General features: G+C 69.2%; 11 protein-coding genes. 4 read left to right on the top strand and 7 right to left on the bottom strand.

All coding sequences use genetic code 11. The annotated features are described in order from the left end of the window. The first annotated feature begins 34 nt into the window (after positions 1–34). Positions 35–349, top strand: a complete 315-nt coding sequence (locus AC1PK7_RS05975) for a PsiF family protein (protein ID WP_481100173.1) — start codon at positions 35–37, stop codon at positions 347–349. A 274-nt stretch (positions 350–623) separates the two neighbouring features. Here the strand turns inward: AC1PK7_RS05975 and AC1PK7_RS05970 are convergent, their stop codons facing one another. Both AC1PK7_RS05970 and AC1PK7_RS05965 read right to left on the bottom strand, forming a co-directional pair. Beyond that, positions 624–1721, bottom strand: a complete 1098-nt coding sequence (locus tag AC1PK7_RS05970) for a sterol desaturase family protein (RefSeq protein ID WP_481100172.1) — start codon at positions 1719–1721, stop codon at positions 624–626. 102 nt (positions 1722–1823) lie between these two features. Beyond that, positions 1824–3062 carry an MFS transporter gene (locus AC1PK7_RS05965; protein ID WP_481100171.1) on the bottom strand — a complete coding sequence of 413 codons (1239 nt, stop codon included), beginning with the start codon at positions 3060–3062 and terminating at the stop codon, positions 1824–1826. Between the two features lie 30 nt (positions 3063–3092). Here AC1PK7_RS05965 and AC1PK7_RS05960 point away from each other — a divergent pair, with 30 nt between their 5' ends. Then, the gene (locus AC1PK7_RS05960) at positions 3093–3923 is read left to right on the top strand and encodes an AraC family transcriptional regulator (RefSeq protein WP_371181352.1); all 831 of its coding nucleotides are present in this window, start codon (positions 3093–3095) and stop codon (positions 3921–3923) included. A gap of 283 nt (positions 3924–4206) precedes the next feature. Here AC1PK7_RS05960 and AC1PK7_RS05955 read toward each other — a convergent pair whose 3' ends face one another. Next, entirely contained in the window at positions 4207–4596 is a 390-nt protein-coding gene (locus AC1PK7_RS05955) for a winged helix-turn-helix transcriptional regulator (protein WP_420009224.1), read from the bottom strand. Between the two features lie 98 nt (positions 4597–4694). Here AC1PK7_RS05955 and AC1PK7_RS05950 point away from each other — a divergent pair, with 98 nt between their 5' ends. Next, entirely contained in the window at positions 4695–5444 is a 750-nt protein-coding gene (locus tag AC1PK7_RS05950) for an SDR family NAD(P)-dependent oxidoreductase (RefSeq protein ID WP_420009223.1), read from the top strand. Positions 5445–5512: 68 nt separating this feature from the next. Here AC1PK7_RS05950 and AC1PK7_RS05945 read toward each other — a convergent pair whose 3' ends face one another. Beyond that, positions 5513–7549, bottom strand: coding sequence for an FUSC family protein (locus tag AC1PK7_RS05945; RefSeq protein ID WP_481100170.1), 2037 nt, complete (start codon positions 7547–7549; stop codon positions 5513–5515). Between the two features lie 59 nt (positions 7550–7608). Here AC1PK7_RS05945 and AC1PK7_RS05940 point away from each other — a divergent pair, with 59 nt between their 5' ends. Continuing rightward, positions 7609–8547, top strand: coding sequence for a LysR family transcriptional regulator (locus AC1PK7_RS05940; protein ID WP_481100169.1), 939 nt, complete (start codon positions 7609–7611; stop codon positions 8545–8547). Positions 8548–8729: 182 nt separating this feature from the next. Here the strand turns inward: AC1PK7_RS05940 and AC1PK7_RS05935 are convergent, their stop codons facing one another. The 3 genes from AC1PK7_RS05935 to clpB form a co-directional block, all read right to left on the bottom strand. Further along, complete coding sequence (locus AC1PK7_RS05935; RefSeq protein ID WP_481100168.1) at positions 8730–10016, bottom strand: O-acetylhomoserine aminocarboxypropyltransferase/cysteine synthase family protein; 1287 nt, start codon at positions 10014–10016, stop codon at positions 8730–8732. Between the two features lie 130 nt (positions 10017–10146). Continuing rightward, positions 10147–10737, bottom strand: coding sequence for an HAD-IA family hydrolase (locus AC1PK7_RS05930; protein ID WP_481100167.1), 591 nt, complete (start codon positions 10735–10737; stop codon positions 10147–10149). A 59-nt stretch (positions 10738–10796) separates the two neighbouring features. After that, complete coding sequence (clpB, locus tag AC1PK7_RS05925; RefSeq protein ID WP_481100166.1) at positions 10797–13382, bottom strand: ATP-dependent chaperone ClpB; 2586 nt, start codon at positions 13380–13382, stop codon at positions 10797–10799. Positions 13383–13513 lie beyond the last annotated feature (131 nt).

Here is a 13513-nt window from a genome sequence, read left to right as displayed (position 1 = left end):
GCACCCTGCCGGCACACCCTCCGGAGCTGCCGCCATGACCCGTTCTGCTCGCTTCGCCGCCATCTGTTTGCTGCTGAGCTTTACTGCCGCCCCGCTGCTGGCCACCGCCGCGACCAAGCCACAGACCGCACAACAGACCTTGATGGCCAAGTGTTCGGCCCAGAACAAGGGCAAGAAAGGCGACGAGTACAAGAGCGCGCAGAAGGCCTGCCTCAGCGGCAGCGCCGCGCCTGCGGCCGGCAACGCCTCGCAGCAACGGATGAAGGACTGCAACGCGCAAGCCGCGACGCAGAAGCTGCAGGGCGACGCCCGCAAGACCTTCATGAGCGGTTGTCTCAAAAAGCAGTGAGCCCAGTAAGCCCCTCTCCCCCCGGGAGAGGGGTTGGGGTGAGGGTCCGGCGCGAAGCGTCTCGCGATGTTTGGGTGCACGAGGCTGCGCCCGTACCCTCATCCGCCCCTTCGGGGCACCTTCTCCCGAGGGGAGAAGGAAAAGCTAAGCCCCTCTCCCCTCGGGAGAGGGGCTGGGGTGAGGGTGCGACAGCCAGCGAAGCCAGCAAGGACCGGCATTGCCAACCGCCACCGCTCTTACGAATCCCCAATCCCGACTCCCCAATCCCGGCCCTTCAACCATTCGACGCCGGCGTAGAAGCCGCAGCCGCAGGCGGCTCGACATGCAGTGGCAAACCAGCATGATCCACCGGGATCGGCGCATAGTCCTCGCCGAACGCCACCTCGCCCGGCGTCCATCCTGAGCGGCGCCGCACCGCGCCCCAGAAGCGCTTGAGCCCTTCCACCTGCAGCGCGACCAGGCCCAGCTCGTTGTCGCGGTCCACCATCGGGTCGCCCACGCCGGTCGGCCGCACCGGCTCGCCGTACAGCGCGGTGCCGAACAGCACGTCCCAGAAGGCGAACACCTGGCCGAAGTTGCAGTTGTGCAGGCCCGGCCGCTCCGGGTCCACGCGCATGTGGTGCAGGCGATGGAACGGCGGATCGACCAGGATCTTGTTGAGCACCGGACCGAAGCCGAAACGGGTGTTGGCGTGCGACAGGTTCTGCACCAGCTCGCCGAGCAGCATCAGCCAGGCGAACTCGTCGGCCTCGATGCCGAAGGCGATGCCCACCGCCGCCAGCACGAACGACTGCAGCATGCCGTCCAGGTAGTTGCTGCGGTCGTTGGCCCAGCAGCTGAGCTGGCGCTGGCTGTGGTGCATGCTGTGCATCGCCCACCACCACGGCATCCAGTGCTGCACCCGGTGCATCCAGTAGTAGGTGAAGTCGTAGGCCAGGTAGTACAGCGCGAACAGCACCAGCGGATGCTGGTCCAGCCACGGCCACAAATGGCGCAGGCCGGTCTCCGGCGCCGCCGCGGCGTTGGGGTCGGCGCCGCCCAGTGCGTTCACCACCGGAGTGAGGATCAGGAACGAGAACAGCGGGAACACCCCGATCAGCATCAACCAGGTGTAGTGGAAGTCGATCCGCGCCAGTCGCCGATGTTCCCAGCGCTCGGCCGGCCACAGGCTCTCCAGCGGCCGGAACAGCACGCCAATGATGGACAGTTGCAGCGCGGCCACCAGCAGCGAGGCGGCGATGTCGTGCGGATCGTCGCTGAGCCCGGTCAGGTGCAGCGCCGCCAGCAGCGGCGCCACCGCGTGGCTGGCGACCAGGTCGACCAGCGTGGACCAGGCGTGGGCAACGGACGAGACCAGGGCGATGACAGGCATGCGAAGACGGCGATGGGGGCGCGACGGCCGGCGCGACAGCATGCGGCCGCTGGCTTTCGCCAAGCTGTCCGCGCCGGCCGATGCCGGCCGCGCGCGGTGGCGCTAGTGCGCCGCGACGGCGTCGGCCCGCCGGCTCGGCAGCAACGCCGCGACGATGCCCAGCAGCGGCAGGAACGACATCACCTGGTACACGAAGACGATGCCGCGGTGGTCGGCGAGCAGGCCCAGCACCGCCGCGCCCAGCCCGCCCATGCCGAAGGCGAAACCGAAGAACAGCCCGGAGATGGTGCCGATGCGCCCGGGCATCATCTCCTGCGCGTACACCAGGATCGCCGAGAACGCCGAGGACAGCACGAAGCCGATCAGCACGGTCAACGCGGTGGCCGCATGCAGCCCCACGTGCGGCAGCGCCAGCGCGAACGGCGCCACGCCCAGGATCGACACCCAGATCACCGGCTTGCGGCCGATGCGGTCGCCGACCGGGCCGCCGATCAGCGTGCCCAGCGCCGAGGCCAGCAGGAACGCGAACAGGTGCAACTGCGCGCTCTGCACCGAGACGCCGAAGCGCTGGATCAGGTAGAACGTGTAGTAGCTGCTGAGCCCGGCGATGTAGAAATATTTGGAGAAGATCAGCAGCAGCAGGATGCCGACGATGCGCACCACCATGGCCCGCGGCAGTGCCGGCACCGCGGCGACCGGCCGCGGCGCCGCGCGCGCGGCCTGCAGGTGCAGCGCGTACCAGCGGCCGACGTAGGACAGCAGGGCGATGCCGAGCAACGCCGCGCCGCCGAACCAGGCCACGCTGTGGCGGCCGTTGGGCACGATCACCGCCGCGGCGATCAGCGGCCCCAGCGCGGTGCCGGTATTGCCGCCGACCTGGAACACCGACTGGGCCAGGCCGTGGCGGCCGCCCGAGGCCAGCCGTGCGATGCGCGAGGATTCGGGATGGAAGATCGCCGAGCCGATCCCGACCAGCGCCGCGGCCAGCAGCACCATGGCGAAGCTGGGCGCATAGGCCAGCAACAACAGCCCGCACAACGTGGAACTCATGCCCAGCGGCAGCGAGTACGGCGCCGGCCGGCGATCGGTGCGCAGCCCGATCAGCGGCTGGAACAGCGAGGCGGTGATCTGGTACGTGAGGGTGATCAGGCCGACCTGGGCGAAGCTGAGTTGGAACTGGCCCTTGAGCACCGGGTACAGCGCCAGGATCAGCGACTGCATCATGTCGTTGATCAGGTGCGAGGAGGTGATCGCGGCCAGGACGCCGGACGCGACCTTGCGGGGGGCGGCGGGAGCGGCGGGGGAGGAAACGACGGGCGCGGCAGGACGCAAAGTGGACATGGCGGGACGGGCATTGCCGGGAGTGCGTGCATGGTAGGCTTCCCTGTCTCGACCTTCTTGCGCGACATGCCCAGCAACCATCGCAAAAAGGGCGCATTGGTGCCGCGCTCCACGCGCAACGCGGACGACGCGCCCGCCGACGTGGTGTGCAAGGCCGTCGACTACGCACCCGACAGCGCCATCGCCCCGCACCGCCATGCGCGTCACCAGTTGATCTACGCAGTGTCCGGACTGATGGTGGTGCGTTCGGGCCAGGGCCACTGGGTAGTGCCGAGCACGCGCGCGCTGTGGATCCCCGCCGGCACCGAGCACAGCGTGCGCTGGATCGGCAGCTTGCACATGCGCAGCCTGTACATCCGCCCCGCCGCGATCGCCGGCATGCCCGACACACCGGCGGTGATGGCGGTGGAGCCGCTGCTGGAAGCGCTGATCCGCAGCGCCGCGGAGATCCCCTGGGACCACGCCGCCGACTCGCGCGACGGGCGGCTGATGCGGCTGATCCTGGACGAACTGCACGCGCTGCCGGCGCTGCCGCTGTACCTGCCGCAGCCGCGCGATCCGCGCCTGCTGCGCATCGGCGCCGCGCTCGATGCCGACCCGGCCGACCCCACCACCCTGCACGCCTGGGCCGCGACGCTGGGCGTGGACGTCAAGACCATCCAGCGCCTGTGCCAGCGTGAGCTGCGGATGCGCTTCGGCCAGTGGCGCCAGCAACTGCGCCTGCTGCGCGGGCTGGAGCGGCTGGCCGCCGGCGACCGCATCATCGACGTGGCCGTGGAATTGGGCTACGACAGCCCCAGCGCGTTCACTGCCATGTTCAAGCGCCAGTTCGGGCAGCCGCCGAGCCAGTTCTTCCGTTAGCCGCCGCGGCCGTCCACACGCTGCCGTGGCCACGGCAGTCAACACCGCATCGCGGCGGCGCTGCACGCAAGCGCTGCATGTGTGGCTGGCCGACGCCGCCGCCCGCGGCACCGCGGCGCGCGTCGGACCCGCCGGCGCGGGAATCGGGACACGCGCCGCGTTGCGTGGGGAACGACGTCGGCACCGGGGCGACAGGCCCAGCGCACCGGTCCCGCAGCGCTGCGCAACGACGTGCGTGCGGCATGGCAGGGCCGGGCCAGCTTGCATGTGCGACGGGCGACCGCTAGCCGTGGTCGACCTCGGCGGCACGCCGCGCGGCGTCGGCGACGGACGCCGCGCGGCGCACACTGATGCGCTCGATCTCCTGCATGTGCTGCGTGCCCCACTCGCACAGCCCTGCCAGCGCCGCCGCCAGGGACTGCCCGAACGGCGTCAGCGCGTACTCGACCCTGGGCGGGATCTCCTGGAAGTCGATGCGCGCAACGATCAGGTCGCGTTCCAGCTCCTTGAGCTGCTGGATCAGCACCTTGTCGGTCACCCCGCCGATCGCGCGCCGCAGCGCACTGTAGCGATGCACGTTCATCGCCAGGTTGTAGAGGATCAGCGGCTTCCACTTGCCGCCGAGCACGGACAGCGCGGCCTCGAGACCGCAATTGAAGGTGGTGTTCGCCATGATCCGGACGCTCCGAATGCACTTACCAAATGGTGCATACTATTCAAAATAATAGCTCGATTCTACAGTGACGCCTCCCCAATTCTCTGGAGCGCATCATGAGCAGGCTCAACGGCAAGATTGCAGTGGTGACCGGCGGCAACAGCGGCATCGGTCTGGCGAGCGCGATTCGCTTCGCGGCCGAAGGCGCGCAGGTCGTCATCGTCGGGCGTCGGCAGGAGGAACTGGACAAGGCGCTGCGCCTGATCGGCGCCGACGCCATCGCCATTCAGGGCGACATTTCCAGGCTGGACGATCTGGACCGCGTCTTCGCCCAGGTCCAGGCCGAAAAGGGCCGCATCGATGTGCTGTTCGCCAATGCCGGGCTGGGCGACTTCCAGCCGCTGGGCTCGATCACCGAGGAGTCCTTCGATCGCACCTTCGGCGTCAACGTCAAAGGCACGCTGTTCACCGTGCAAAAGGCCTTGCCGCTGATGCGCGCCGGCGCTTCGGTGATCCTCACCGGCTCCACCACCGGCAGCATGGGCACGGCGGCATTCAGCGTGTACAGCGCCACCAAGGCCGCGCTGCGCAACTTCGCGCGCAGTTGGGCGCTGGATCTGAAAGACACCGGCATCCGCGTCAACGTGCTCTCGCCCGGGCCGATCGCAACGCCCGGGCTGGACTCGGTGCTGTCCGGCACCGGCCAGCAGGAGGCGATCGTGGCGGGCATGACCGCGCAGGTGCCGCTGGGCCGCATCGGGCACGCCGACGAAGTCGCGGCGACGGCGCTGTTCCTGGCCTCGGACGAGAGCAGCTTCATGACCGGCAGCGAGGTGTTCGTGGACGGCGGGTTTGCGCAGGTCTGACCACCCACGCGGCCGCGGCAGCCGACTGCTCGGCGCAGCCCGGCAGGTCTGTCGCATCGTGCACTATCTCAGGACTGCAGCGTCACCGACGGCGTCAGCGGCACCTGCGCTTGCACGCTGTCCTCAGAGCCGGCCTGGAGGTACTCGCGCGCGCAAAGCGCCATGTCCCACAGCACCATCGCCGTGCGCCAGTGCGCCTCGGCCTGCGCGTCGAGACGGTCGCCCGCCAGAACCGCATGGTGGCGCGCCACGCGCATAGCCTGGTGGGCCACACCCGGCAGGTCGCCGCGCGCGAGCCGGCGCAGCACCGCACGCACCCGCGGCCCCGGCGCGTCATCGGTCCGCGCCAGATCGAGCGCGTCGCTGCCCATGCCCAGCGCGCCGAGCAAGGCGGCCAGATCGCGCTGCAGCGTCGCCTCCGGCAGCGCGGCGGCCAGGCCCAGGCGCGCGCGCATGCGATCGGCCATCAGGCCGAACCATGCGCGTCGTTTCATGCGCCGCGGATGCCGCGCGATCGCCGCGAGATCGGCATCGACCGAACGCCGCAGCCGGCGCAGGTAGCGCTCGGCCCCACTGGGCAGCAGCACGGTGAACATCAGCGCGCCGATGCCGATGCCCAGCAACAGCGTCAGCGCGCCATTGAACAGTTGCACCACGCCGGTCGTGGTGCCGTTGAGCGGCCCCACCAGATCGATGAAGAAGATCGAGCCACTGGCGCCCAGCGCGGCCGTCGACGGCCGTCGCATCGCCAGCCCCGCCAGGATCAGGAACGGCGCCAGCACCGCCGCCAGCCCGGCGAAATCCTCCACCCACGGCAGCAGCCAGACGATGCACACGAAGGCGGCCAGCGCCGCCAACCCGGCGCCCTTGAGGAAGCCGATGCTCCCGGACACCGGATCGGGCCGGGTCGCATACAGCGCGCACACCACGCCGACGATGGTCACCATGCCCGCACCGGCGCTCCAGCCGCTGTAGACCCAGAACAGCGACGCCGCCCCCATCGCCAGGAAGGCACGCACTCCGTTGTACGCCGCTTCGTACAGGTCCCGATGGCGGCGCGTGGCGAAGCGACGGCGCGACGGCTGGCTCTGTTCGAACGCCGCCTGTTCGTGCTGGCTGGCCTGCATGTCGCGCACGATGGTGCGCGCATGTTCCAGCGCGAAGACGCGGTCGAAGGCATCGCGCCGCTGCATGCACAGCCGGCGCAGGCGGCGATGGCGCCGATCGAGCCGCCCCAGCGTGGCGGCCAATGCGTCCTCGCCGGGCGAGCGGCCCTCGGCGCGCTGGACCAACAGGTCGTGCACGCCGCGCAGCGCACGCGACGGCGCGCGTCCCTCCAGGCCGACCCGGCACGATTGCGCCGCCAACAGTTGCGCCAGCATAAGGTAACTGATGTGACGCAGGCGGCCGCCCAGCCGCGCGATCTCGCGCGAACCCGCGGCGGCATAGTCGACTGCGTCGTTGAGCGCCAAGGCGCTGGCGAAGAAGCCGTGGATCTGCGTGCCCGTCGCCTCGCCGCGCAGCAGCCGTGCGGCCAGCGCACTGCCCTGGCGCAGATACGTCTCCAGCCGTCGCTCCAGTGCCGGGCGCGGCGACGCCGGCGAGAAGATCGACGCCATCACGCCTTCGACCGCAATGCCGAGCAGGATCTCGGTCGCGCGCGCCACAGCGATGTCGAACACCTGCTGCGGATTGGCGGTGGAAGACATGCCCACGATCACCGCCGTGTAGCCGGCCAGCACCACGCCATAGCTGCGGAAGGCAGAGACCACGCTGGCCATGCCAGTGCACGCGCCCAGCCACAGCGCCAGCGCGATCATGAACAACGGCGGCGCCTGGCCGAACAGGCCCATCAGCACCACGGCCATGCTCGCCCCCACCAATGTCCCCACGATGCGGTTGCGCGCCTTGACCACGCTCATGCCGCGGTCGGCCTGGGCCACGATGAAGACCGTCATCGCCGCCCACTTGGGGTCTTCCATCGAACAGAGCAGCGCGATGGCCAGCGCCAGCAGCGCGGCGGCCGTGGTCCGCAGCGCAAACCACACCTCGGGAGAAGGACGGAGACGGACCATCGACACCGCGTCGAAGCTGGGCAGGCGCATGGTCCTCATCGTAGGGCTAGACGGTTTTCAGCATAATGCGAACAGAGATGGATAGACTCTTGCCAGAAACGGAAGAAAACGCGCGCGCCGGCCGCGTGGACTTCGACAACGTGCGGCTGTTCCTGCGCGTGGTCGAACAGGGCAGCCTCACCGCCGCCGCGCGCCAGGCGCGCGTGCCGCTGACCAGCGTCAGCCGTCGCATCAAGGCACTGGAACAGGCATTGGGCGTGCAACTGCTCCATCGCAGCACCCGTCGGCTGGCGGTGTCCGAGGCCGGGCGCGCCTTCTATGCCCGTTGCGTGGAGGCCGAACAGACCCTGCAGGATGCCGTGCAGGACGCGCGCGACCTGCGCGCGCAGGCGCGCGGCACCCTGCGTGTGCTGGCTCCCTATGCGCTGGGCCTGCTGGTGCTGGAACCGCAGCTGGCGCGATTCCGCCAGCGCCACCCAGGCGTGCAACTGGCGCTGACCTACGACGATCAGCCGCTGGACCTGCTCAGCCATGGCCTGGACGTTGCCGTCCACGTCGGGCCACCGCCCCACTCCAGCTACGTTGCGAGGCCGTTGGGCGCCTCGCGCGCCATCCTGGTGAGCAGTCCCGATTATCTGGCCCGTGCCGGTACGCCTGCACATCCCAAGGACCTGCTCGGCCACGCGGTGCTCGCGGTCGGCGCGGATGCCCCGCTCGTGGTCTGGGCGTTGCGGCACGGCACCGGCGAATCGATCGAGCTGACCCTGCGGCCGCTGCTGATTTCGAACGAATCGACCACGGTGATCCGCCAGGTCACGCAAGGGGCCGGCATCGCCCTGCTTTCCCAGCCGCTGGTGCAGTCGCAGCTCGACCAGGGCCAACTGGCGCGCCTGCTGCCAGACTGGCAACGCTGGCCGGATCTGGAGATCACCGCGCTCTATCCGCGTCGCGCCACCCAGGAACGCAAGGTGCGCGCGTTCGTCGACTTCCTGCTGGAGATCTTCGCCGATTGGCGCGTGTCCGACTGAAAGGCGCCTCTCGTCAGCTGCCTCCGGCCCAGCGAGCCGGAGTCTAGTTGCCCGGTAGGAGCGGCTTCAGCCGCGATGGGCTGCCGGGAACGCCCCGCCGCGGCTGAAGCCGCTCCTACAGGGCACTTCAGCCCCACAAGCAGGGTCGCAGAAGCCTCCATCGCGGCGATGCTGCCGCGCGCTCAGGCTTTCGCCAGCGCCTGCTGCAGATCGGCGAGCAGGTCGTCGATGTGTTCGATGCCCACCGACAGCCGCACCGTGTCCTCGCTGACCCCGCTGCGCTGCAATTCCTCGGGCGAGAGCTGGCGATGCGTGGTGGACGCCGGATGCGTGGCCAGCGACTTGGCATCGCCAATGTTGACCAGGCGGGTGAACAACTGCAGCGCGTCGAGGAAGCGCGCGCCGGCGGCGCGGCCGCCGCGCAGGCCGAAGGTCAGCACGCCGGAGCCGTGCCCGCGCAGGTACTTCTGCGCCAGGGCGTGTTCGGGATGGTCCAGCAGGCCGGCATAGTTCACCCATTCCACCTTGGCTTCGCCCTGCAGGTGCTGCGCCAGCGCCAGCGCGTTCTGGTTGATCCGGTCCATGCGCAGCGGCAGCGTCTCGATGCCCTGCAAAATCTGGAAGGCATTGAACGGCGACAGCGCCGCACCGGTGTTGCGCAGCGGCACCACCCGCGCGCGGCCGATGTAGGCGGCCTCGCCCAGCGCCTCGGTGTAGACCACGCCGTGGTAGCTCACGTCCGGCTCGTTGAGGCGGCGGAAGCGCTGCGCGTGCGCCGCCCACGGGAAGCGCCCGGAATCGACGATCGCCCCGCCCAGGCTGGTGCCGTGGCCGCCCAGGTACTTGGTCAGCGAATGCACCACGATGTCGGCGCCGTACTCGAACGGCCGCAGCAGGTACGGCGTGGGCACGGTGTTGTCGACGATCAGCGGCACGCCGTGGGCGTGGGCGATGGCGGCCACCGCTTCCAGATCGGTGACGTTGCCGCGCGGATTGCCGATCGACTCGACGAAGATGGCCTTGGTGCGCTCGTCGATCAGCCCGGCGAAGGCGCCCGGATCGCGGTAGTCGGCGAAGCGGGTCTGGATGCCGGACAGCGGCAGCGTATGCGCGAACAGGTTGTAGGTGCCGCCGTACAGTGCGCTGGAGGAGACGATGTTGTCGCCGGCCTCGGCGATGGTCTGGATGGCATAGGTCACCGCCGCCTGCCCGGAGGCCACCGCCAGCGCGCCGATGCCGCCTTCCAGCGCGGCGATGCGCTGCTCCAGCACGTCGGTGGTGGGGTTCATGATGCGGCTGTAGATGTTGCCCTGCACCTTCAGGTCGAACAGGTCGGCGCCGTGCTGGGTGTCGTCGAAGGCGTAGGCCACGGTCTGGTAGATCGGCACGGCCACCGCGCGGGTGGTCGGATCGGGACGGTAGCCGCCGTGCACGGCGATGGTTTCCAGCTTCCAGTTCGGGTCGGACATGGCGCGCGTCTCGGCAACGAGGGAGCGCAGACGATAGCGCCGCGCGCAACCGCAGATGCAAACCTGCGGTTATGAGGCCATGCCGTTGAGTTGTCAGCGCTATGGCCGGCAGCGTGGGGGCCTGCCGGACTCAGTCGTCGCCGAGCGCGCCCTGTGCGAGCAGCCAGGCACGCAAGGTTTCTGCGTCCAGATAGCGCTCGGCGCGCAGGCCCAGGGCACGCGCGGCCTCGACATGGACCGCGGTGTCGTCGACAAACAACACCTCGTCCGCGGCCATCCCCAATTGCGCCAGCGCATGCAGGAAGATCGCCGGCTCGGGTTTGATCGCACCGACTTCGCTCGAATTCACCACCGCATCGAACGCGTCGGCGATGCCGAGCGCCTGCAGATCGTGCGACAGGCGCGAGGTGGCGTTGCTCAGCAACACCACGGGGATGCGCTGGCGCACCTCGTGCAGGAGCGCCAATACCGACGCGTTGAGGCGGGCCGCCGTCGGCGCGGACCAGGCAGCGACCAGCGCCGCGACGTCGGCCTCGGGTGCGAGCGCGGCGAGGCGCGCAGTCACCTCTGCCCGCCATTGCGCATCGCGCGTCGCGCCGCGGATCGCCGGCTCCAGCAGCGCCGGCGCGAACGCCACCGCGCGCAGGCTACCCGGCGACACGCCGTGCGCGCGCTCGAGTTCGGCGTCGTCGGCGGGCCACAGCCGCAGCACGCCGTCCATGTCGATCAACAGCGCGCGCGCCGCAGACGCGGCGGTGCGCGCCTGCGCGACGGAATCCATCACGCCTTCTCGAACACCAGCTTGCCGCCCTCGGCCTCGACCTTGATGGTGTCGCCGCTGACGAACTGCCCGGACAGGATCTGCTGCGCCAGCGGGTTCTCCAGTTGCGCCTGGATCGCGCGCTTGAGCGGCCGCGCACCGTACACCGGGTCGAAGCCGACGTTGCCGAGCAGCTCCAGCGCGCGGTCGCCCAGTTCGATCTTCAGCCCGCGCTCGGCCAGGCGCTTCTCCAGGCCGTGCAGCTGGATGCGCGCGATCGACTTGATCTGCGCCTTGTCCAGCGGGTGGAACACCACGATGTCGTCCAGGCGGTTGATGAACTCCGGGCGGAAGTGCGCCTGCACCACGCCCATCACCGCCGCCTTCATCTGCGTGTAGGCCTCGGCGCTGCCGTCGCCGCTCAGTTCCTGGATCTGGTGCGAGCCCAGGTTGGAGGTCATCACGATGACGGTGTTGCGGAAGTCCACGGTGCGTCCCTGGCCATCGGTGAGGCGGCCGTCGTCGAGCACCTGCAGCAGGATGTTGAACACGTCGCTGTGCGCCTTCTCGACCTCGTCGAGCAGGATCAGCGAATACGGCCGGCGCCGCACCGCCTCGGTGAGGTAGCCGCCTTCTTCATAACCCACGTAACCCGGAGGCGCGCCGATCAGCCGCGCTACCGAGTGCTTCTCCATGAACTCGCTCATGTCGATGCGGATCATCGCGTCGCTGCTGTCGAACAGGAACTCGGCCAGCGCCTTGCACAGCTCGGTCTTGCCGACGCCGGTGGGGCCCAGGAACAGGAACGAGCCGCTGGGCCGGTTCGGATCGGACAGGCCGGCGCGCGAGCGGCGCACCGCATCGGACACCACCTTGATCGCTTCTTCCTGACCGACCACCCGCTGGTGCAGTTCGTCCTCCATGCGCAGCAGCTTGTCGCGCTCGCCCTCGAGCATCTTGTTGACCGGGATACCGGTCCAGCGCGACACCACCTCGGCGATTTCCTCGGCGGTGACGCGGTCCTGCACCAGCTTGAAGTCGTGCTGTTCGGCTTCGTTGGCCGCGGCCAGCTGCTTCTCCAGGTTCGGCAGCAAGCCGTACTGGATCTCGCTCATCTTGGCGTAGTCCTGGCGCCGCTGCGCGGCCTCCAGTTCCACGCGGGCCTGCTCGATCTGTTCCTTGATCTTGGTCGCGCCCTGCAGCGCCGCCTTCTCCGACTTCCACACTTCGTCCAGGTCGGAGAACTCGCGCTCGAGCTTGTCGATGTCGCTTTCCAAATCGGCCAGGCGCTGCCGCGAGGCCTCGTCCTTCTCCTTCTTCAGCATCTCGCGCTGGATCTTGAGTTGGATCAGCCGCCGCTCCAGGCGATCCAGTTCCTCCGGCTTGGAGTCGATCTCCATGCGGATGCGGCTGGCCGCCTCGTCCATCAGGTCGATGGCCTTGTCCGGCAACTGGCGATCGGTGATGTAGCGGTTGGACAGCGTGGCCGCGGCGACGATCGCCGGGTCGGTGATCTCCACGCCGTGGTGCACCGCGTAGCGCTCCTTGAGCCCGCGCAGGATGGCGATGGTGTCCTCCACCGTCGGCTCGCCGACGAACACCTTCTGGAAGCGCCGCTCCAGCGCCGCATCCTTCTCGATGTACTTGCGGTACTCGTCCAGGGTGGTGGCGCCGATGCAGTGCAGTTCGCCACGCGCCAGCGCCGGCTTGAGCATGTTGCCCGCGTCCATGGCGCCATCGGCCTTGCCGGCGCCGACCATGGTGTGCAGTTCGTCGATGAACAGGATGATCTGGCCTTCGTTCTTGGCCAGGTCGTTGAGCACGCCCTTGAGCCGCTCCTCGAACTCGCCGCGGAACTTGGCACCGGCGATCAGCGCGCCCATGTCCAGCGACAGCACGCGCTTGCCACGCAGGCCTTCCGGCACTTCGCCATTGACGATGCGTTGGGCCAGGCCCTCGACGATCGCGGTCTTGCCGACGCCGGGCTCGCCGATCAGCACCGGGTTGTTCTTGGTGCGCCGCTGCAGCACCTGCACGGTGCGGCGGATCTCCTCGTCGCGGCCGATCACCGGGTCCAGCTTGCCGCTCTCGGCGCGCGCGGTGAGGTCGATGGTGTACTTCTCCAGCGCCTGGCGCTGTTCCTCGGCGTTCTCCGACTGCACGGTCTCGCCGCCGCGCAGCTTGTCGATGGCGGCCTCGAGCTTCTTCTTGTCGGCACCGGCCGCGCGCAGCGCCAGGCCCAGCGCACCCGCATCGTCTGCGGCGGCCAGCACGAACCACTCGCTGGCGATGAACTGGTCGTTGTGCTGCTGCGCCAGCTTGTCGGTCTGGTTTAGCAGGCGGCTGAGGTCGTTGCCCATCGACAGGTTACCGGGCTGGCCGCTGACCTTGGGCAGCTTGTCCAGCGCCTCGCCCAGGCGTTCGCGCAGCACCGGCACGTTGACGCCGGCCTGCGCCAGCAACGGCCGGGTGCTGCCGCCGGCCTGGTCGAGCAGCGCGACGAACACGTGCACCGGCTCGATGATGGTGTGGTCGCGGCCCACGGCCAGCGACTGCGCGTCGGCCAGGGCCTGCTGGAAGCGCGAGGTGAGCTTGTCCATCCGCATCGGGAAGTCCTCTGAATGAAAGGGCCGGCCACGCCGGCATGCCAGCAAAATGCGGCTGTCCGCCCCTGTTTCAAGACCGCCGGCGGCGTCTGTATACGCTACGCAGGAGCAACGCGACCCGGTGTGCCGTT

The sequence above is a fragment of the Xanthomonas sp. NCPPB 3174 genome, assembly GCF_056725205.1.
The sequence above is the reverse complement of the archived record's forward strand: the minus strand, read 5'-3'. Positions and strand labels throughout refer to the sequence as shown.